This window comes from Comamonas testosteroni (assembly GCF_000761245.1).
Lineage (GTDB): Bacteria > Pseudomonadota > Gammaproteobacteria > Burkholderiales > Burkholderiaceae_C > Comamonas > Comamonas testosteroni_C.
Genome location: NZ_AWOR01000047.1, coordinates 107374 through 127798, shown reverse-complemented (window position 1 = coordinate 127798; position 20425 = coordinate 107374). Strand labels below are relative to the sequence as shown.

The window sequence follows — 20425 nt, the reverse complement described above, 5'->3', positions numbered from 1 at the left end:
CTCGTTGCTTGCTGCGATCAGCGAAGCCTTGTAGTGTATCACAACTTTCGAGGCGCTGCGCAAGAACTTTTGAAGTTTTGCGAGGCAGTCGTTTGCTGCGATGAATCGAACTATAGCATAGGAAAAACCCTAGCCACGCCGCTTCTGACACAAAAGATTCATCTGCCAGCGTGGTCTTTGCCTGGGCCGCGTCCTTAGACAGAGATAGAGACAGCGGCCTTACGGCCGCTGTCTCTATGGCGGCCAACGATAATGCTGGCACGATGGCACTGATTACTTTGTTAGACGCTCAATTGGCGTTCGGGCACGTGGCTCTTTTGGACCACGCAAATTTTTCCCTGGAGACCGGCGAGCGCGTCGGTCTGATCGGCCGCAACGGCGCCGGAAAGTCTTCGCTGCTCAAGATTCTGGGCGGCCTGGCAAAGGCCGATGACGGCCAGCTCCAGGTGCAGAACGGGGTCCGCATCACTTATGTGGCGCAGGAGCCTGATCTGAACCCTGCGCACACCATTTTCGAGTCGGCATCTGACGGCATTGCGGCGGTGATTGCGATTCGTGAGCGCTATCTGGCCGGCGGCGAGGGCGAGGATCTGGACGAGCTGCAGACGCAGATCGAGGCCTACGACGCCTGGAACTGGGAGCAGCGCGTAGAGGAAACATTGCAGCGCCTGCATCTGGACCCGAATGCCCTGGTAGGCAGCTTGTCCGGCGGCACCCGCAAGCGCGTGGCGCTGGCCCAGGCTCTGGTGGCACGCCCCGATGTCCTGCTGCTCGACGAGCCGACCAACCACCTGGACCTGGACTCCATCGAGTGGCTGGAGGAGTTGCTGATTGCCTTCAAGGGCAGCGTGATCACGATCACCCACGACCGCAGCTTTCTGGACCGCATTGCTACCCGCATCGTGGAGCTGGATCGGGGCATTCTGCGCGCCTACCCGGGCAACTTCTCTCAGTACGTGCTGCAAAAGGAAGAGCAGCTCAACCAGGAAGCCGTCATCAACGCCAAGGCGGACAAGCTGCTGGCCCAGGAAGAGGTCTGGATTCGCAAGGGCGTGGAAGCCCGTCGCACCCGCAGCCAGAGCCGCATCAGCCGTCTGCAGGAGTTGCGTGCCAGCCGTGCCCAGCGCCGAGATGTCCTGGGCAGCGTGAACATGGATATCGCATCCGGCAAGGGTGACGGCTATCAGGGCAAGATCGTGGCCGAGCTGACCGATGTCAGCAAGTCCTTTGGCGAAAAGAAGATCGTCGAGAAGTTCAGCGGCACCATTTTGCGTGGTGACAAGGTCGGCTTGCTGGGCCCCAATGGCGCAGGCAAGACAACGCTGCTGAAGATGATCCTGGGCGAGCTGGCTCCGGACAGCGGCGATGTGCGCCTGGGCGGCAATCTGCAGGTGGCCTACTTTGACCAGATGCGCCATCAGGTAAATCTGGATGCCACGCTGGAGGACTTCATCAGTCCCGGCAGCGAGTGGATCGAGATCGGCAACCAGAAAAAGCACGTCAAAAGCTATCTGGCGGACTTTCTGTTCTCTCCGGCGCGTGCGCATTCCCCGGTCCGATCGCTGTCAGGCGGCGAGCGCAACCGCTTGCTGCTGGCCCGTTTGTTTGCGCGACCGGCCAATGTCCTGGTGCTGGACGAGCCGACCAACGACCTGGACATCGAGACGCTGGACATGCTGGAAGACCTGCTGCAAAGCTATGACGGCACGGTCTTTCTGGTCAGCCACGACCGCACTTTCCTCGACAACGTGGTCACCAGCACGATTGCCTGGGAAGGCCCCGGCCACTGGCGTGAATACGAAGGTGGCGTGACGGACTGGATGGAGCAATCGCGCCGCAGCAAGGCCATGGCCGAAGCCGCGCAGGCCAAGTCCACCCCCAAGGAGGAGCCAAAGCCCGTCGCAAGCCGCACCGAAGCTGCGGCCAGCCCCAAGAAGAAGCTCAGCTACAAGGATCAGCGCGAGCTGGAATCCCTGCCGGCCACGATTGCCGCACTGGAGAGCGAGCAAAAGCAGATTCAGCAAGCGCTGGCCGACGGCAGCCTGTTTGCCAGCGACAACACCAAGGCCGTTGCCATGCACCAGCGCGATGCGGAGATCGATGAAGCGCTGATGGAGGCGCTGGAGCGCTGGACCTTGCTGTCTGAATAATCAGGCCATCAAATAAGAGAGCGCCTTGCGCCTGTCAGATCTTGATTTCAAAGCTCTAGAAGCCTGAAGTCATTATCTGACAAGCGCAAGGCGCTCTCTTTTTATGCAATCTTAGATACGGTGATGCACCTGGTCCGAGCCACCGCGCAGCTTGGTCAGCAGGGCATGAGCGATCTGCGGCAGAGGCAGTACCTCGTCGGCCGCACCATGGGCAATGGCTTCGCGGGGCATGCCGAAGACGATGCAGGTGCTCTCGTCCTGCACCAGGTTGTAGCTGCCGGCATCACGCATCTCGCGCATGGCGGTGGCACCATCGGCACCCATGCCGGTGAGCATGATGCCGTAGGCATTGCGCCCGGCGCTGGCGGCAACCGACTTGAACAGCACCTCGACCGAGGGCTTGTGGCGGTTGACGGGCGGCGCATCATCGACCACGGCCACATAGTTGGCGCCGCTGCGCGTGATGGAGAAATGCTTGCCACCAGGGGCGATATAGGCGTGGCCGGGCAGCAAACGCTCGCCATGCGTGGCCTCCTTGACCGTCATCTGGCACAGGCTGTTGAGGCGCGCCGCAAAACTGGTGGTGAAGCCCGGCGGCATGTGCTGGGTGATGACGATGGCCGGGCAGTCGGCCGGCAGATGCGTGAGCACTTCACGGATCGCCTCGGTGCCCCCCGTGGAAGCGCCGATGGCGATGATTTTTTCGGTCGAGATGCGGCCCAGCAGGCTGGGTGCCGCAGGCGCACGGGGCGCAGCAGGCTTGGCACCCGCACCCGCACTCGCTGCCGCTGCCACACCGTGCGGCACCACCGGCAAGCGATGCACCTGGGCCACGGCAGCCACGCGGATCTTGTCCACGATCTGGCTGGCCAGCTCTTGCAGGCCGTTGGCCACACCGACGCGGGGCTTGGCCACAAAATCGATGGCGCCCAGTTCGAGGGCACGCATGGTGACTTCGGCACCGCGTTCGGTCAGCGTGGAGATCATCACCACCGGCATGGGTCGCAGGCGCATGAGCCGCCCGAGGAAATCGATGCCGTCCATGCGGGGCATTTCCACATCCAGCGTGATCACGTCGGGGTTCAGATCGCGGATCATTTCACGCGCGATCAACGGGTCATTGGCCGAGCCGATGCACTCCATGTCATGCTGGCGATTGATGATCTCGGCCAGAAGACTGCGCACCAGCGCAGAGTCGTCCACCACGATCACCCGGATTTTTGGCTTTAACAACGCTCAACCTTCCTCAAAACAGATCCACCGAGCCGCCCGCCGTATTGCGTGCCACCGCAGCCGCGTTGCCGCGAGTGATTTCCTGCTGCACCAATGCCTCGGGATGGGCGTGTGCCAGGCGCTTGACCATGGCCTTGCCCGTGGATGGGAAAAACACCACCTTGCGCGGATAGATGTCCAGCACGTCCTCGGAGACGATGGGAATGCGCTCGGTTTGCAGATACTCTGTCACAAAACTAGTGTTGCGCTCGCCCACATTCATGGTCGTGAAATTGGCCATGACCTGGGCGCCGCCAAAAATCTTGGCCTGCATGGATTCGCGCCGCGCCCCCAGCTTGAGCATTTCGTTGATCAGCAGCTCCATGGCATAGGAGCCATAGCGCCCCGAGACATCGCTGCTGTCGCCGTCGGGCAGCATGAAGTGGTTCATGCCGCCGATGCGCATGAAGCGATCCCAGAGACAGGCGGCGATGCAGGAGCCCAGCACGGTGACGATGGCCATCTCGTCGCGCGAGACAAAATACTCGCCCGGCAGCACCTTGGCCGAATTGAGCTGGAAGTGCGGGTCGTAGTAGAAGAACGAGGCCTCGCCGGGCTGGCGCGGCTGGCGCTTGAGCTGCTCCAGCGATGAGACCGGCGCCGGCATGGCCGGATCAGGATAGCCCTGGGGCACGAAGCTGTTGCCGCGCAGGGGTCTGGCAGCGCCAGCAACTGGCAGTTCCAGCGGAGAGCTCAGATTCCTCATGACTTGCAGCCCTGCCCTTCAGCTTCATTGGCGCTCATAGACGGTCTTGCCCTTGAGCGCGAACAGATCGCGCGAATCGCTGAAATTCTCGGCATGACCGACAAACAGCAGCCCGCCCGGACGCATCACATGATGAATGCGCTCCAGCACGCGACGCTGAGTCGGTGCGTCGAAATAAATCATCACGTTGCGGCAGAAGACGATGTCGAAGGTCTCCCGGAACGGCCAATCGCCGGCGATCAGGTTGACGTTGAGAAAGTCCACCATGCGGCGCAGCTCCGGCTTGATGCGCACCATGCCGGAGTTGGCCGAGCGCCCGCGCAGGAAAAAGCGGTGCAGCCGCTCGGTGCTCACGCCCTTGAGGTTCTCTGCCCGGTAGACGCCGCGCGAGGCGGTCTCCAGCACGCGCGAGTCGATATCGCTGGCCATGAGCTGAAAACTGGCCGAGGCGCCAAGACTCTCCACGGCCGTCATCAGGATGGAGTAAGGTTCCTCTCCCGTGGAGGCCGCACTGCACCACACCTTCCAGCCATTGCCGCCGGGCTTGTGGCTGCGCAGATGCTGAGCCAGGATGTCGAAGTGATGCTGCTCGCGGAAGAACGAGGTCAGATTCGTGGTGAGGGCGTTGACGAATTCCTGCCATTCGGGCCCGTCATTGATGCTCTCCAGCCAATCCAGATAGCTGACAAAGCTCTCATGCCCGGTCTCGCGCAGGCGGCGCGACAGACGGCTGTAGACCATGGCGTGCTTGCCATCATGCAAGCTGATGCCGGCACGCTTGTAGATCAGGGCCTGCACACGGGCAAAGTCGCGGTTGGACCAGACGAACTCGCGCCCCTGCGCCAGCGGGCCGGACATGCCGCCCGGCAGCGCCTCATCATCCTGCTCAAGCCTGGCAGGGGGTGCAGCGAATGACGCATTACGTCCCAGATTCAGCACACAGACCTCTGGCGCGCTCAGGCTTCGGAGGCCACCAGGCCCATGTCGACATTGCCCATGAGCTTCTCGATGTCCAGCAGGATCAGCATGCGCTCGCCCACCGAACCCAGACCCAGGATGCAGCCGCTGTCGATGGCGCTTTCGATATCGGGTGCAGGACGCACGGCATCTGCGGGCAGCTCCATCACATCGCTGACCGAGTCCACCACAATGCCGACCACGCGGTTGCGCAGGTTCAAGATGATGACCACGGTAAAGGCGTTGTACTCCACCTCGGAGCAGTTGAAGCGCAGGCGCATGTCCACGATGGGCACGATGGTGCCACGCAAATTGACCACGCCCTTGATGAACTCGGGCGCGTTGGCAATGCGCGTGGGCTGCTCGTAGCCACGGATTTCCTGCACCTTGAGGATGTCGATGCCGTATTCCTCCTCGCCCAGGCGGAAGGTCAGATATTCGCGGGCCCCGGTGGCCACGCCTTCGGCAGTCTTGTTGATGATGTTCATGTCGGCTCTCTCTGCGTTGTTCGGGTCGGCTGCCTCAGTGGCGGGTACGGCGCACCAGAGCGCCCGTATCCAGAATCAGCGCCACGGATCCGTCGCCCAAAATGGTGGCACCCGATACATTGGGCACCTTGCGGTAATTGCTTTCCAGGTTCTTCACCACCACCTGGTGCTGACCCAGCAGCTCGTCGACCAGCAGCGCCACGCGGCTGCCTTCGGCCTCGACCACCACCATGATGTTGCTGGTCTGGTTTTCGTCGGCGCGCGGCACCTGGAAAGTGCGCTCCAGCGCGATCACCGGCATGTATTCGTCGCGCACCTTGACCAGCTGCGTGCCATTGGCCACGGTGTTGACATCGTCGGCCTTGACCTGGAAGGACTCGACCACCGAGGACAGCGGCAGGATATAGACCTCTTCGCCCACACCGACGGACATGCCGTCCATGATGGCCAGCGTCAGCGGCAGGCGCACCGCCACCTTCATGCCCACGCCGGCAACGGACTCGATCTCCACCGTGCCGCCCAGCGAGGTGATGTTTCGCTTGACCACGTCCATGCCCACGCCGCGGCCCGAGACATCGGTGACCACATCGGCCGTAGAGAAGCCAGGCGCAAAGATCAGCTGCCAGACATCGCTGTCGGGCATGCTGTCGGAGACATCCATGCCGCGCTCGCGGGCCTTGTTCAGAATCCTCTCGCGATTCATGCCCTTGCCGTCGTCACGGACCTCGATGACGATGGAGCCGCCCTGATGGGATGCCGCCAGCGTCAGCGTGCCATGCTCGGACTTGCCTGCAGCGATGCGGTCCTCGGGCATCTCGATGCCGTGGTCCACGCTGTTGCGCACCAGATGGGTCAGCGGATCGGTAATCTTTTCGACCAGCCCCTTGTCCAGCTCGGTGGCTTCGCCCAGCGTGACCAGATCGATCTTCTTGCCCAGCTTGCCCGCCAGGTCGCGCAGCATGCGCGGGAAACGGCTGAACACGGTGGACATGGGAATCATGCGTATCGACATCACGGACTCTTGCAGGTCGCGCGTGTTGCGATCCAGGTCGGCCAGACCGGCCAGCAGCTGCTGATAGGTCGTCGGATCCAGCCCCTGGCTGTTCTGCGCCAGCATGGCCTGGGTGATGACCAACTCGCCCACCAGATTGATGAGCTGATCCACCTTCTTCACATCCACGCGGATGCTGGTGGACTCCATATGCGCAGCAGCAGCCTTGGGGGCCGCCTTTTGCGCCACGCCACCAGCGCCGCCAAGCGCGGCCTGCTCCTGATTCTGCTGGGCATCGGGGCTGCCCGGAGCGCCCGCAAAAAAGCCGTAGGCTTCTTCGGCCGGCAGATTGTGAGGCGGCATGGCGGCTTCTTCGTCCACCATGGCTTGCGGCTCGACTACCGGCTCGGCTGCGGACTGCGGCTGGGCCGCATCACTGATCTGCACCTGCTCCTTGGAGACATGGAAGACAAACAGATCGCGCAACTCGTCATCGGTGGACACCGTCCTGACCTTGAACAGGCGGTGATCGGCCTTGGTGCCGACCTGGTCCTGAATCGTGCCCAGACCCGGAATATCGCGAAACAGCTCCTTGATGGCGTCGCCCAGCTCCAGGCGGGACAGCGGGCCGATCTCGATCGTCAGCTCGCGCGCACCCTCGGGAGGCTCGGTACCGATCACAGGGCCTGGCTCCGCCGCCTGGGCCGCAACCGGGGCCGGCGCCTGAGCGGGCGTATCCGCTGCCACTGCGACAACAGCGGCAGCTGGCTGCGCAGGCTCGGCAGCAGCCGCACTGCGATTGACCTGGGGAATCTCGGTCAAGCCCTGGGCCAGGGCCTCGATGCGGACCACCAGTTCCGCTGTGGAAACCGGTTCGCCCTCGTCACCGGACTGGTGGCGTGCCAGCAGGCTGCGGCTGGCGTCCGCCGACTCCAGCAGCACATCGACCATCTCGGGGATGGGCGTGATTTCGTGGCGGCGCAGGCGATCCAGCAGGGATTCCATGCGGTGCGTGAGCTCGGTCACATCCGAGAAGCCGAAGGTCGCCGCACCGCCCTTGATGGAGTGGGCGCAGCGGAAAATACCGTTGAGCTCTTCATCGTTGGCGGCCGAAAGGTCCAGGCTGAGCAGCATCTGCTCCATCTGGTCGAGGTTCTCGCTCGCTTCCTCGAAAAAGATTTGATAGAACTGGCTAAGGTCGAAGTCTGCGCCCGAACCTGCGCCATCCTGGTGTGTATCCGCCATGGTGTTTCCTGCTGTGATTCGTTGTTATCGGCTTAACGCAGCACTTTTTGAATAACTTCGATCAATCGATTGGGATCGAAGGGCTTGACCAGCCAGCCCGTGGCACCTGCGGCCCGGCCCGCCTGCTTCATCAGATCGCTGGATTCCGTGGTCAGTATCAAGATGGGCGTGCCCTTGAACTTCGGGTTTTCACGCAGTTTGCGCGTGAGACCGATGCCGTCCAGGCGCGGCATGTTCTGGTCGGCCAGCACCAGATCGATGTTTTGCGCCTGTGCTTTTTCCAGCGCATCCACACCGTCGACGGCTTCCACCACCTTAAAACCAGCACTGCTCAATGTGAAAGAAACCATCTTTCGCATCGAGGGGGAATCATCAACAGCCAGAATCGATCGCATGTACAGCTCCAACAGACGGGCAACGGAAAACAGGGTAGAAGTTCAAAACAGCTCCACAGAGCCGGCATCCATCTCGCTTTGCGTGACGGGATTGGGCTTTTCGGGCAGGTTTGGCAGACTGATGGCGGACTCCGCCTCATCCTCGTCCCTGCCCATGGCGGCAGCCCCGAGCCTGAAAGCGCAGGCTTGCAAGGTATGTGCCATATGGGCAATCAGCTGAGACGACATATCGTGAAACTGGAGCTCGGTCACTGCCAGCCGCAGCGACTCACGTGCTGTAGCCAGTGCTGCAGAATCAGGCAAGGCCGGCTGCGACAATTGCCCGTTGACTTGCTCAAAGCGCTCCAGCAGATTGTGCGTGGCATGGTCCAGCAGCCCTTCAAGACGCTGCAGATCACGCAGCGTGACCAGCAAGGCATCCTGCAGCTCCGCAGCCACCATCACCGGCACGGCAACTGCAGGCACACCCGAAGGGTTTTGCATCGTCTGCATTGTTACTCCAACTGCGTAAAACCATCATGACAGCCATCTGTCATGCCCCACGAAATGAACCGCCCGGCAGCCCGCCCCGCGACCGCACGGCCACACTTGACGACTACCCTCGATGTTCCAAAATGTATCCAATGATAGCGTCCTTGGCGATATGCAATTCCGGAATCAGACCTTGAAAATCCTTCATATTGAAGACTCTGTCGCAGATCAGGCTCTGGCACGCCTGAGCCTCAAGCGCGGGCAGCTGCCCTGCACGCTCACGGTCGTGGACAGTCTGCAGGAGGTACGGGGCGCCCTGGAGACACAGGATTTCGACCTGATTCTGGCGGACTATCATCTGCCCGGCTTCACGGCTCTCGACGTCTGGGACCTGGTGTGCGACCGTGCCGATGCCCCCCCTTTTGTACTGTTGTCGGGTGCCATCGGCGAATCCGCCGCCGTGGACATCATGCGGCTGGGCATCAGTGACTATCTTCTCAAGGACCAGATCAACGGCCTGCCCCATGTCATCAAGCGCGCCATGGAGGTCCATGAGGCGAGGCTAGCCCGCCGCCGCGCCGCACTGCAGCTGGCCGAGTCCGAAAGGCGCCTGGCCGAGCTGACCGAACATCTGCACACCAGCATCGAGCAGGAGCGCGCCAATATCTCGCGTGAGATTCACGATGACATCGGCGGCTCGCTCACGGCCGTCAAGTTCGACCTGGCCTGGCTGATCCGCAACAGCCCCGAGGGCAAGCAGCGCGAGCATGCCAGATCGGCACTGGAGATGCTGGAGCACGCACTGGGTGCCAGCCAGCGCATCATGCAGAACCTGCGCCCGCCCGTTCTGGACCAGGGACTGGTGGCCGCCGTGCAATGGCTGACCCAGGACTTCGAGCGCCGCACAGGCATACCCGCCCAGTTGCACACCAGCCGTGAACATATGGAAATAGCCCCCGCGCAACAGGTGGTGGTCTACCGTACGGCACAGGAATCCTTGACCAATATCAGCAAATACGCACAAGCCAGCCAGGTGAAGCTGGATTTGTCCGACCACGAGGGTTTTTTGACACTGGAAGTAACAGATAACGGGGTAGGCCTGAGCCAGGATGATCGCAACAAGCCACAGTCTTTTGGACTTCGAGGACTAAGTGAGCGCGCACGAACAATTCAAGGCTGGCTGGATGTGAGCAGCCACCCCGGCCTAGGAACCTCTATCATTCTCACCATTCCTCTGGCAGAGATCCAGGCATGAGCCGCCCAACCAAGCGCTTGCCCGGTCCGCCATCTGACTTCCTGGGAGAGCGACCTTGATTCACGTGGTGCTGTGCGACGACCATGCCATTTTGCGCCGGGGCATACGCGACACCCTGGCGGAGGCGACGGACATCAGCGTCACCGCGGAAGCGGGCAGCTATGCCGAACTGCGTGAGCAACTGCGCGACGCAACTTGCGATGTGCTGCTGCTGGACATCAATATGCCGGGCCGCAGCGGCCTGGAAGTGCTGGCCAGCGTGCGCGAAACGCATCCGCAGATCCGCGTCATCATGGTCTCCATGTACCCCGAAGACCAGTACGCCTTGCGCAGCATCAAGGCCGGCGCGGCCGGCTATGCCAACAAGGCGGGGGATCCGGTGCTGCTGATCGACGCCGTGCGCACCGTCCACAGCGGACGCAAATACCTGACTGCCGAAGTGGCCCAGATGCTGGCCGACAGCCTGGCCCAGCCTGCCGCCCCCGTGCCGCATGAAACCTTGTCCGAGCGCGAGATGCAGACGCTGCTGAAAATTGCCAGCGGTCAGCGCCAGACCGATATTGCGCAGGAGTTGATGCTCAGCCCCAAGACGGTGAGCGTGTACCGGGCACGGGTGCTGGAGAAGCTGGGCATGGGCAGCAACGCGGAGCTGACCGCATATGCCATCAAGAACGGCCTGATTGATACGCCCTGAAGCGCGCGGCAGGCCATGCGCGGCTGGCTATCTCTGGCTTGCGCGCTCGCACCAGGGCAGCTTTCCCGTTCAGAGCCCAAAGTGGCCTTATCCCCTTGCCATCATGCGCACCAAGCTATCAAACAGATAGTGCTTCGCGCTAAACCCCGAAGACTGCCATCCCCTTTTGCAGCAGAGCCACCAGGGGCTGCTCCAGCAAGGGCAGAGTGGCCGTCAGGCCCAGCAGACCCACGGTCAAGGTGACCGGAAAGCCCACGGCATAGATATTCATCTGCGGCGCGACCCGGGAGATGATGCCCAGCACCAGGTTGACGAACAGCAGCATAGCAATCATGGGCAGGGCAATCCAGAAAGCGCTGGCAAAAACGGCGCTGCCCATCTCGTGAATCCGCATCTGGGAGATGGCCTGCAGGAAATTGCCATCGACGGGAAAGGCCTCAAAGCTCTTGAGAACCGCCATCAGCACCAGCAGATGACCGTTGATGACGATGAACAGCAAGGTGGCGATCTGCACCATGAAGCGCGCCACGGCACTGAGCTGGGCATTGCTGGTCGGATCAAAGAAAGACGCGAAGTTCAAGCCCATCTGCAGACCCACCACTTCACCGGCGACTTCGATGGCCGCCATCACCAGGCGCACGGCAAAACCCACGGACAGGCCAATCACCACCTGCTGCACCAGAGTGCCCAGCGCCTGAGCCGAGGCAATGCTGACCACAGTCTGCTCGCCCAGCACGGGCTGCGCGCAAAGCGCAACCAGAAAAGCCAGCCCCACCTTGAGCCGCATGGGAATGGCTTTCTGAGAAAACACAGGCGCCGTGGTGAACAGTGCCAGCACGCGCACAAACGGCCAGATCAGCGGCGAGAGCCAGGCGGCGATCTGGGCTTCGCTAAAGGAAATCATCCCACTGAACCAGGAATGCTCTCTATGGTGCGACGAATAAAGTCCACCAGCGTGGACAGCATCCACGGTCCCGCCACGGCAAATACCATCACCGCAGCGATGAGCTTGGGCACAAAGGCCAGCGTGGCCTCATGCACCTGGGTCACGGCCTGAAAGACGCTCACCAGCAGCCCCACGCCCATGACCACGCCCAGCACAGGCATGGAGATCATGAGCAGCAGGGTCAGCGCCTCGCGGCCAAAGGTCAGAACAAATTGAGAGGTCATTGTTTTTCTCCCCACATTAGCGACAAGATTAAACGCACTTGAAACTAGCGCAGCCTAAGTGAGAGGCATCAAGCAAGAGCCGCCTCGCAGCAAGGATGCCGTCCCCCTTGGGGGAAGGCGCGGACCGCCTAGGCAAGCGCCTCAGGGGGTCTCTCATGTAGCAAAGCTCGCCGCCAGAGAGCCGATGATCAGGTTCCAGCCATCGGCCAGCACAAACAGCATGAGCTTGAAAGGCAGGGCCACCAGCACGGGCGAGAGCATCATCATGCCCAGCGACATGAGGATGGAAGACACCACCATGTCGATGACCAGAAACGGAATGAAGATCATGAAGCCGATCTGAAAAGCCGTTTTCAGCTCGCTGGTCACAAAGGCCGGCACCAGCACACGCAGAGGTGCTGTTTCTGCCGTGACATTCGCATCCAGCTTGGCCAGGCGCTTGAACAGGGCAAAGTCCGACTGGCGCGTCTGCTTGAGCATGAAGCCGCGCATGGGGGCTTCGGCTTTTTCCATAGCTTGCTCGAAGCTGATGCTGTTTTGCGTGTAAGGCAGATAGGCGTCCTGATAGACCTTGTCCAGCGTGGGACCCATCACAAACATGGTGAGAAACAGCGACAGACCGATCACCACCTGATTGGGCGGCGCGGACTGCGTGCCCAGCGCCTGGCGCAGCAGGCTCAGCACGATGACGATGCGGGTAAAGCCCGTCATCAGCAGCAAGATGGCGGGCAGGAACGACAGCGCCGTGAAAAACAGCAGTGTCTGGATGGGCACCGAATAGCTGGTGCCGCCCGCGCCCTGGCCCACCAGCAGCGGCAGACTGGCGGGTGCGCCCTGGGCGGCGGCCATCAGGGGCATGACCAGCAGGACAGCGGCAGCAGCACGAGAGACGAATTTAGACATTTCCAGAATTCCGGGCCGCTTCGTCGGCCTGCGCGCGCATCAGCGAGTCAGTGAACGATGAGACGGCAGGTGAATGGGCTGCACGGGCAGATTGCAAAGACGCGGACGGCTCTTGCAGCACATGCAGGCATTGAATCTGCTGCGCCGTCACGCCAAGCACCAGGCGCACGGCCTGCTCCCCCTCACCCAGCTGCACGGTCAGCACCCTCTGCTGCGGGCCAATGGCCAGCGTGCCCAGCACCTGCGCCGGTAGGGCAGAGGCTCCACGGGCCATGCCCATGCCGCGCGGCAGCAGGTTTTTCTGCTGCAGACGACGCACCAGCCAGGGCAACGCCGCCATGACCGCCACAAACAAGATGACCAGCAGCAGCGTAGGCCACATGGAAGGGGTCGCTGCCGCAGAGCTGGCCGTGTTCTCAACCACGGCTGACTCGGCGCAGACGCTCGGACGGTGTCACCACGTCCGTCAGACGGATACCGAACTTGTCGTTGACCACCACCACTTCGCCCTGAGCGATCAGGTAGCCGTTGACCAACACGTCCATGGGCTCGCCGGCCAGCGCATCGAGCTCCACCACCGAGCCCTGAGCCAGTTGCAGAATGTATTTGATGGGCACCTTGGTGCGGCCCAGCTCCACGGACAGCTGAACCGGAATGTCCAGCACCATGTTGATATCGTGCACCGGTACATCGCCATAGCTGCGTGCGGCGTCCCCCGCCAGCGGCCCGCCCTGGTCGGACAGCTCGGGGCCTTCGACGGCCTGGTCATGCTGACGCTGCTCTTCCAGCGCCTCGGCCCAGCCGGAGAACGGATCGTCACCCGCGGGCTTGTTGTTGTCGTCAATTGCCATGCTTCTCTCCCATCCAGCTGGTCTCGCCGCCGCGCAGGCTGCGTTCCACGCGGATTGCGTATTTGTCGTTGTGCGTGCCGTACTGGCACTCGAAAACCGGCACCCCACCGATGGAGGCGCGAATCAGCGGCTCGCGGTCGAGCTCGATAAAGTCACCCGGGCGCATGGCCAGCAGCTGCTCCACCGTGGCATCGGCGCGGGCCAGCTCGGCCACCAGCGTTACCTCGGCGGCCTGAATTTCCCGCGTCAGCACCTTGACCCAGCGGCGATCCACCTCGATGGCATCGCCCTGAGTGGAGGAATACAGCACATCGCGAATCGGCTCCAGCGTTGCATAGGGCATGCAGATGTGGATGGAGCCCGAGATATCGCCGATCTCCAGCTGAAACGCCGTGGAGACCACGATTTCGCTGGGCGTGGCGATGTTGGCGAACTGCGGCTGCATTTCCGAGCGCTGATAGGCCAGCTCCAGCGGATAGATGCCATGCCAGGCTTTTTTGTATTCCTCGCAGATCACATTGACCATGCGGTTGATCACGCGCTGCTCGGTGGTCGAGAAGTCGCGCCCCTCGATACGGGTCTGCAGACGACCCGTGCCGCCGTACAGCGTGTCGATCACGCCGAACACCAGCGAGGGATCGCAGACGATCAGACCATTGCCGCGCAGCGGGCGAATGGCCATGATGTTGAAATTGGTGGGAACAGCCAGCTCGCGCAGGAAGGCGCTGTAGCGCTGCACCGTCACCGTGCCGACGGAGACCTCGGGGCTGCGGCGGATGAAGTTGAACAGGCCGATGCGGAAGTTGCGGGCAAAGCGCTCGTTGACAATTTCCATGGTGGGCATGCGCCCACGCACGATGCGTTCCTGGCTGGAGATGTCGTAGCTGCGGACCTGGCCGAGATCGACCTCCACCACCTCGGAGCGCTGGCTTTCGCCGGTAACGCCTTCAAGAAGAGCATCAACCTCTTCCTGGGAGAGAAATGAATCGCTCATGCACTCCCTCCCTGCTTACTGAATGATGAAGCTGGAGAACAGCACGCGACGCACAGGCCCCTTGCGATTGGCACGCGGGCTGTCTTCGTCGGCGTCCTCATCGTCGCGCGAGCGCTTCTTGGCACCCGAGCCGAAGCCCAGCGGCGCCGAGACCTCGGTGAGAATGTCGGCGGCCAGTTTTTCCTTGCCCTCGCGCGCCAGCAGCTCGTCGGCCGTGCGCTGGGACACCAGCATCAGAATGCCGTTGCGGATGCTGGGCAGATATTGCTTGACGGTGGAAGCCGTCTTCTCGTCGGCCAGCTCCAGCGTGATGCCCAGTTGCACAAAGCGGTCGCCGCCGGGGTCAGCCAGATTGGCCACCATATTGTCCAGAGGCAGGAAAGTGGGCACTGTGGCTTTGGCGCTGACTTCTTCTTCGCCATCGGCGCTGCTGTGCTGGCGTTGCATCATCAGCACATAGGCCGCGGCAGCCACGATGGCCAGCACGGCAACGATGGCCACGATGACGATCAGCTTCTTGCTTTTGGCAGGAGCAGGTGCGACAGGGGCGGCATTGGGATTGGCTGACACGGCGGGTATTCCTCAAGAGTGGGGGACTGCATCCACCTCGCAGCCATTGCCGCGACACGGAAGATCCACGCCTGAATTATTCGCCGCCCGCCCTGCAGACCATTGCCCGAATAAAAGCGCGAAACCCGGCTTCATTCCGGGTTTCGCGCCATGTCCGGCTCACCGTTTCCGTGAACCGGCTCTGATCATCTACACGAACAGGTCCACACCGGACTGCACTGGCCCCGCGCCATTGCGCGCACCGGCCGCTGCCATGGGCAGCTCGGCAGCATTGACCGAGACCCGGGCCACCCTGGCCTGGCCGCGCCGGGCGTCCTCGCCCTGGCTGTCCCCCCCGGATCGTGCGTCGGCGCCGCCCCCATCCACGCTGACGCCGCTCAGATTCAGCCCCTGGGCCTGCAAAAGCTCGCGCAGCTGAGCCTGACCGTCGGCCAGCAACTGGCGTGCCTGCTCATCGCCCGCGGCAAAGCGTACATGAGCCTCCTGGCCGTTCAGCTGCACCTGGACCTGGATCGACTTGCCCTCATGCTGGATCGACAGCGCGGCATTCTGCGTTTTCTGATGCACCCAGAAGGCCACCTGCTCGGACACTTCCTGCTCACGCTCTGTAGGTGCGGCATCCTGCCCCGCCAGGCTCTGACCGAAGTCGGAGCTGTTCTGGCCGCCGCCCTGCATGCCCGCGCTCGCAGCCCCCATGGCTGCCCCGACGGCAGCCGCTGCGGCCTGCAAGTCGGCCCCGCCCTGCACTGCCGCCATCTTGCCCTGTGGCGCAGCTTCATCCTGCTGGGGCGAGCGGGCCGCACGCAGCAAATCCTTGAGCCCCTCCAGGGCCTGCGGCTGCACGGCCGTCATGCCCTGCAGGCTGACGCCCTGCTGCGGCAAGGCCTGCGCCTTGTGCACAGCTGGCTCGACGCGCGCAGCAGGCGCCTCTTCAGTCACCGAAGCCAGCGCGCTGTGCACGCTGTTCTGCCCCTGCGCGGCTGCGTCCTGCTGTGGCGGCAAAGCAGCCGCATCGGAATTAATAGCTGCTTGCGCTTGTGTCGTATACGTTTGAGCCTGATTTGATTGCAAGTCCTTGCCCATGAATGCGGCATGCGCCTGCTCGGACCCGAGCTGCAAAGCCTGGCGATGGGCCAGCTGCGCGGCATGGCCTCTTCCTGAAAGAAAGTCGGTGGCCACGCCCTGGCGCAGATCGGCATCACCCTGCCCGTCCAGCTGCGCGGTCTGCCCGACCAGACTCATCCACGGCGCATGGCCTTGAGCGATCAGCAACGCATCCTGCTCGCCTGGCGCCGGCTTCGCCTCCAACACCTCGGCGGTCTGCAGCGCCGTCTGCGGCAGACCTGCAGTCACCAATCCGTCCAGCGATGCAAGCAGCGATGAAAAGCCCTGACCAGGCTCGCCTGCCGCAGTCGCAGCGCTTTTGGCCGAGCTCATGGACTGCGCCATGGCCTTGCCGGTGCGCGCTTCGCCGCCGCGCGGGCCATCAATTCTGGTTTCCGCCATGCTCAGGCCTCCTGAAGTTGCAGGCCGAAGCTGCGTCGAAAAAAGGCCATGGTGGCGCGCTCGTCGGTATCTTTTTGCTCACGGCGCATCTGAGCCAGCGCCACATCACGGCTGCGGGCTTGCACCACTTTTTGCAGACTGGTCACGCGCAGCTCGGCCGCCAGCAGGGCCTGACGCGCAGTCTCCAGCCGAATGTCTTGGTCAGCCACGACCCGGGTCTGCAAACCGATAGCGTGCTGCAGGCGCTCCATGAACTGGTACTGGTGATGCATGACTTCTGGCTGCACGGCCAGCCCTTCCTGGGCCCCCCAGCGCGCCTGCATCTCAAGGACATAGCCCTGCAGCTGATCCATCTGGGCCTGCGCCGCCTGCTGAGCACGCTGGCGCTCCTGCATGGTGGTGCGTGCCGCATCGCGCTTGCGTTCTGCGGCTTCAATGGCGACGTTCAAGGCATTCAAGGACGACATCTGCGACTCTCCCTCTGGCTAACCCGTTGATGCTCAGCCCCGCTGCATGGCTTGCGCCATGCCGGCCAGGCTTTGCTCCATGCTGGAGCTTTCAAACATGCTTTGCTGCAGAAACCCGGTCATGGCGGGTTGCAGCGCAATCGCCTCGTCCAGTTGCGGATCGGAGCCCGGCACATAGGCACCGACCTGCACCAGATCACGCCCCTTCTGATAGCGCGAATAGACGGCGCGAAAGCGACGTGCCAGCTCGAAATGCTCACGCGAGACCACGTTGTGCATGACGCGCGAAGCCGACTGCTCGATATCGATGGCCGGGTAATGCCCGGTCTCGGCCAGAGCCCGCGAGAGCACGACGTGACCGTCGAGAATGGCGCGGGCCGCATCGGCAATCGGGTCCTGCTGATCGTCACCCTCGGACAGCACGGTGTAGAAGGCCGTGATCGAGCCAACGCCATGCAGGCCGTTGCCGCTGCGCTCCACCAGCGCGGGCAGCTTGGCAAAGCACGATGGCGGATAGCCCTTGGTAGCCGGCGGCTCGCCGATGGCCAGGGCGATTTCGCGCTGGGCCATGGCATAGCGGGTCAAGGAATCCATGAGCAGCAGCACATGCTTGCCCTTGTCGCGGAAATGCTCGGCGATCGCCGTGGCGTAGCTCGCGCCCTGCATGCGCAGCAGCGGCGGCGCATCGGCGGGAGCGGCCACCACCACCGCACGGCTGCGGTCCTGGGCACCCAGGATGTCCTCGACGAATTCCTTGACCTCGCGGCCACGCTCGCCGATCAGGCCCACCACGATCACATCGGCCTGGGTGTAGCGCGCCATCATGCCCAGCAGCACGGACTTGCCCACACCCGAGCCGGCAAACAGACCAAGACGCTGGCCGCGACCCACGGTCAGCAGCGAATTCAGCGCCTTGACACCGGTATCCAGCGACTCGCGCACGGGGTCCCGGTCCATGGCGTTGATGGGGTTGCGATCCAGCACCTCAGGCACCACGCTGCCCAGCTCGCCCGCATGGTCCAGCGGAATGCCTTGAGAATCCACCACCCGCCCCAGCAAGCCATCCCCCATGGGCAGGCGCAGCACGCCCACGGTCTGGCTGACCTTCTCGGTCTCCACCACACCCAGCTGTGGCACGGGAACAAAGGGAGCTGCCGGCGTCACCATGGCGCCGCTGGACAGACCCTGAATATCGCCCGCAGGCATCAGAAAGGCGCGCTCGCCGGCAAAACCGACCACCTCGGCCAGCACAGGCTCCTGCCCATGCTGATGAATATGGCATTGCGCCCCCACGGGCACGCGCAGCCCCGAAGCCTCCAGCACCATGCCGGTCAGCCGGGTCAGACGGCCCTGGCATTCCAGCGGCACTGGCTCGGCATAGCGCGCGCGCGCCTGGCTCATGAACTGCTGCCAGGGGTTCATGCCTTGTCTCCGTCATACCAGGTGGAGACCAGGCCCAGAGCCGCCACGGCACGGCGCCAGCGCTTGTCCAGACCACCGTCGATCTCGGCACCGCCCGACTCCACCTTGACATCGCCCTGGGCAATCGAGGCATCACCCAGCCACTGAATACGGCTGTGTGCACCATGCTCGGCACGCAGGGCCTCGTCGAGAAGCTCGAAATCGGCGGGGTTCAGACGCACGGTCACCGGGCGGCTCTCGTCGACCAGCATGTCCAGTGCTTCGCGAATCACGGGCAGCAAGGCCTGGGGCTGGCTGCGCAGCTCCTGGCGCACCACCTGGCGTGCGATGTCGCAGGCCAGGTTCAGCAGTTCCTGGGCCACGCCCGACTGCAGCTGCTTGAAGTTGTCGTCCAGACCTTGCAACACGCCGTCGACACGTTGCACGCTCTCGCGACCCGCTCCATTGATATGGTCGTCCAGGTGCTGCTGCCATTGCTGCTGGGTCTGGGTGCGGCCTTCGGCCAGACCCTGTGCATGACCCTCGGCGCGTGCCTGCTCCAGCATCTGCTGCAGCTGCTCCTCGTCGAAAGCCGGGGCTGCTGGCTCCACCGGCTCCACAGCCTGCACCTCTGGCTGCGCCTGCGGCTGATGGGCAATAGAGGGGGAAAAGCCGTTGAAGTGCGCTGTCCCCGCCGGGATGAAGGCCGCCGGCTGCACGGGAGCGAAGACACCACCGCTCTGCGCATCCACCGCGCCGAAGCGCCATTGCACCACGGTGCTGTCGTCGATCTCTTCCTGCGGGATAAAGCGCGAGTGCGAGCGCGGAGGCTGGCCCTTAGACATAGCTGTCCTCCGGACCAGAGCCGATGGTTACCTGGCCTTCCTCGACCAGACGACGCACAACCTTGAGGATTTCCTTCTGCTGGGCTTCCACTTCGGACAGACGCATGGGGCCGCGGCCTTCCAGGTCCTCGCGCAGCGATTCGGCCGCACGCATGGACATATTGGCCAGAATCTTGTCGCGCACCTCCATGGAGCCGCCCTTGAGCGCCACGATCAGCGTCTCGGACACCACCTCGCGCAGCACCAGCTGCACCGAGCGGTCGTCGAGCTTGACCAGATCGTCGAAGACGAACATCTTGTCCATGATCTTCTGTGCCAGCTCGGGGTCGTAGTTGCGGATGGTATCGAGCACCGCCACATCGGCATTGCCGCCCATCTGGTTGAGCATTTCGGCTGCGGTCTTGACGCCGCCCAGCGAGGTCTTGCGCACCTTGTCGCCACCCGCCAGCACCTTGAACAGCACTTCGTTCAAGTCCTTGAGTGCCGTGGGCTGGATGCCTTCCAGCGTGGCCACGCGCAGCATGACCTCGCTGCGTGCCCGGTCGGGAAACTGCATCAGCACGGCAGCGGCCTGCTCATACTCCAGGTGCACCAGAATCGCCGCCACGATCTGCGGATGCTCGCCGCGCAGCAGCTCGGCCACAGACAGCGGATCCATCCACTTCAGGCTTTCAATGCCGGAGATATCGCCGCCCTGCATGATCCGGTCGATCAGCAGCGCCGCCTTGTCATCGCCCAGCGCACGCTTGAGCACCGAGCGCACATAGTCGCTGGCATCGTCCACCAGCAGACTCTGCGACGCAGCATCGCTGGTGAAACGGTCGATCACGAAATCCACCTTTTCCCGCGTCACGCCGCGCATGCGGGCAATCGTCTCGCCCAGCTTCTGCACTTCCTTGGGCGTGAGGTGTTTGAACACCTCGGCCGCCTCTTCCTCACCGAGGGAGACCAGCAAGATGGCAGCGTCGTTCAGACCTCTATCGTCCATATTCAAAACTCTCTATTCAATGATCCAAAACCGGGCCAGCTCATCACCTGCTCTGCCATCGACTCTTTCGCCAGTGACAGCAATCAAGGGCCTAGGCGGCGCAGCC

The 20425-nt window shown here is 62.8% G+C and carries 22 protein-coding genes; 3 read left to right on the top strand and 19 right to left on the bottom strand.

Features of this window, described 5'->3' with window-relative positions; all coding sequences use genetic code 11:
• Nucleotides 1–263 precede the first annotated feature (263 nt).
• Nucleotides 264–2150, top strand: a complete 1887-nt coding sequence (locus P353_RS13880; protein WP_034370311.1) for an ATP-binding cassette domain-containing protein — start codon at nucleotides 264–266, stop codon at nucleotides 2148–2150.
• A 111-nt stretch (nucleotides 2151–2261) separates the two neighbouring features.
• Here P353_RS13880 and P353_RS13875 read toward each other — a convergent pair whose 3' ends face one another.
• From P353_RS13875 to P353_RS13845, 7 genes are read right to left on the bottom strand one after another with little or no spacing between them, the layout of a single operon-like run.
• On the bottom strand, nucleotides 2262–3383 hold the full coding sequence (locus P353_RS13875) for a protein-glutamate methylesterase/protein-glutamine glutaminase (protein ID WP_198529068.1): 1122 nt from the start codon (nucleotides 3381–3383) through the stop codon (nucleotides 2262–2264).
• Nucleotides 3384–3396: 13 nt separating this feature from the next.
• Nucleotides 3397–4128 (bottom strand): chemoreceptor glutamine deamidase CheD, encoded by a 732-nt coding sequence (gene cheD, locus P353_RS13870; RefSeq protein WP_034370256.1) that lies wholly within the window; start codon nucleotides 4126–4128, stop codon nucleotides 3397–3399.
• A gap of 24 nt (nucleotides 4129–4152) precedes the next feature.
• Nucleotides 4153–5067 carry a CheR family methyltransferase gene (locus tag P353_RS13865; protein ID WP_034370253.1) on the bottom strand — a complete coding sequence of 305 codons (915 nt, stop codon included), beginning with the start codon at nucleotides 5065–5067 and terminating at the stop codon, nucleotides 4153–4155.
• Nucleotides 5068–5084: 17 nt separating this feature from the next.
• Nucleotides 5085–5573 (bottom strand): chemotaxis protein CheW, encoded by a 489-nt coding sequence (locus P353_RS13860; protein WP_003077929.1) that lies wholly within the window; start codon nucleotides 5571–5573, stop codon nucleotides 5085–5087.
• A gap of 34 nt (nucleotides 5574–5607) precedes the next feature.
• The gene (locus P353_RS13855; RefSeq protein ID WP_034370249.1) at nucleotides 5608–7809 is read right to left on the bottom strand and encodes a chemotaxis protein CheW; all 2202 of its coding nucleotides are present in this window, start codon (nucleotides 7807–7809) and stop codon (nucleotides 5608–5610) included.
• A 32-nt stretch (nucleotides 7810–7841) separates the two neighbouring features.
• The gene (locus tag P353_RS13850) at nucleotides 7842–8204 is read right to left on the bottom strand and encodes a response regulator (RefSeq protein WP_003059121.1); all 363 of its coding nucleotides are present in this window, start codon (nucleotides 8202–8204) and stop codon (nucleotides 7842–7844) included.
• 42 nt (nucleotides 8205–8246) lie between these two features.
• Nucleotides 8247–8696: a hypothetical protein gene (locus P353_RS13845; RefSeq protein ID WP_003065446.1), complete on the bottom strand. Its 450-nt coding sequence runs from the start codon at nucleotides 8694–8696 to the stop codon at nucleotides 8247–8249.
• 112 nt (nucleotides 8697–8808) lie between these two features.
• On the opposite strand from P353_RS13845, the gene P353_RS13840 reads away from it, so the two are divergent.
• Both P353_RS13840 and P353_RS13835 read left to right on the top strand, forming a co-directional pair.
• Nucleotides 8809–9930 carry a histidine kinase gene (locus P353_RS13840; RefSeq protein ID WP_034370246.1) on the top strand — a complete coding sequence of 374 codons (1122 nt, stop codon included), beginning with the start codon at nucleotides 8809–8811 and terminating at the stop codon, nucleotides 9928–9930.
• A 55-nt stretch (nucleotides 9931–9985) separates the two neighbouring features.
• Nucleotides 9986–10624 carry a response regulator transcription factor gene (locus P353_RS13835; protein ID WP_003077932.1) on the top strand — a complete coding sequence of 213 codons (639 nt, stop codon included), beginning with the start codon at nucleotides 9986–9988 and terminating at the stop codon, nucleotides 10622–10624.
• Nucleotides 10625–10763: 139 nt separating this feature from the next.
• On the opposite strand, the gene fliR is transcribed toward P353_RS13835, so the two are convergent.
• The 12 genes from fliR to fliG all read right to left on the bottom strand — a co-directional run bounded on the left by fliR (nucleotide 10764) and on the right by fliG (nucleotide 20319).
• Nucleotides 10764–11528: a flagellar biosynthetic protein FliR gene (gene fliR, locus P353_RS13830; protein WP_012836874.1), complete on the bottom strand. Its 765-nt coding sequence runs from the start codon at nucleotides 11526–11528 to the stop codon at nucleotides 10764–10766.
• The gene (gene fliQ, locus P353_RS13825; protein ID WP_034370243.1) at nucleotides 11525–11794 is read right to left on the bottom strand and encodes a flagellar biosynthesis protein FliQ; all 270 of its coding nucleotides are present in this window, start codon (nucleotides 11792–11794) and stop codon (nucleotides 11525–11527) included. The genes fliR and fliQ overlap by 4 nt, the downstream gene beginning before the upstream one ends.
• A 153-nt stretch (nucleotides 11795–11947) precedes the next feature.
• Nucleotides 11948–12697, bottom strand: coding sequence for a flagellar type III secretion system pore protein FliP (gene fliP / locus P353_RS13820; protein ID WP_034370241.1), 750 nt, complete (start codon nucleotides 12695–12697; stop codon nucleotides 11948–11950).
• The gene (locus tag P353_RS13815) at nucleotides 12690–13079 is read right to left on the bottom strand and encodes a FliO/MopB family protein (RefSeq protein WP_034370238.1); all 390 of its coding nucleotides are present in this window, start codon (nucleotides 13077–13079) and stop codon (nucleotides 12690–12692) included. Before P353_RS13815 ends, fliP begins: the two co-directional genes overlap by 8 nt.
• Before the next feature lie 34 nt (nucleotides 13080–13113).
• Nucleotides 13114–13548 (bottom strand): flagellar motor switch protein FliN, encoded by a 435-nt coding sequence (fliN, locus tag P353_RS13810; RefSeq protein ID WP_003077935.1) that lies wholly within the window; start codon nucleotides 13546–13548, stop codon nucleotides 13114–13116.
• Nucleotides 13538–14542, bottom strand: a complete 1005-nt coding sequence (fliM, locus tag P353_RS13805) for a flagellar motor switch protein FliM (protein WP_003065459.1) — start codon at nucleotides 14540–14542, stop codon at nucleotides 13538–13540. The genes fliN and fliM overlap by 11 nt, the downstream gene beginning before the upstream one ends.
• A 15-nt stretch (nucleotides 14543–14557) precedes the next feature.
• Complete coding sequence (locus tag P353_RS13800; RefSeq protein ID WP_034370235.1) at nucleotides 14558–15112, bottom strand: flagellar basal body-associated FliL family protein; 555 nt, start codon at nucleotides 15110–15112, stop codon at nucleotides 14558–14560.
• A 189-nt stretch (nucleotides 15113–15301) separates the two neighbouring features.
• Nucleotides 15302–16618 carry a flagellar hook-length control protein FliK gene (locus tag P353_RS13795; protein WP_034370232.1) on the bottom strand — a complete coding sequence of 439 codons (1317 nt, stop codon included), beginning with the start codon at nucleotides 16616–16618 and terminating at the stop codon, nucleotides 15302–15304.
• 2 nt (nucleotides 16619–16620) lie between these two features.
• Nucleotides 16621–17085, bottom strand: a complete 465-nt coding sequence (fliJ, locus tag P353_RS13790) for a flagellar export protein FliJ (protein ID WP_034370229.1) — start codon at nucleotides 17083–17085, stop codon at nucleotides 16621–16623.
• A gap of 33 nt (nucleotides 17086–17118) precedes the next feature.
• Nucleotides 17119–18507: a flagellar protein export ATPase FliI gene (fliI, locus tag P353_RS13785; RefSeq protein WP_034353135.1), complete on the bottom strand. Its 1389-nt coding sequence runs from the start codon at nucleotides 18505–18507 to the stop codon at nucleotides 17119–17121.
• Nucleotides 18504–19331 carry a FliH/SctL family protein gene (locus P353_RS13780; RefSeq protein WP_034370227.1) on the bottom strand — a complete coding sequence of 276 codons (828 nt, stop codon included), beginning with the start codon at nucleotides 19329–19331 and terminating at the stop codon, nucleotides 18504–18506. The genes fliI and P353_RS13780 overlap by 4 nt, the downstream gene beginning before the upstream one ends.
• Nucleotides 19324–20319, bottom strand: coding sequence for a flagellar motor switch protein FliG (fliG, locus tag P353_RS13775; protein ID WP_003059149.1), 996 nt, complete (start codon nucleotides 20317–20319; stop codon nucleotides 19324–19326). The genes P353_RS13780 and fliG overlap by 8 nt, the downstream gene beginning before the upstream one ends.
• Nucleotides 20320–20425: the final 106 nt, after the last annotated feature.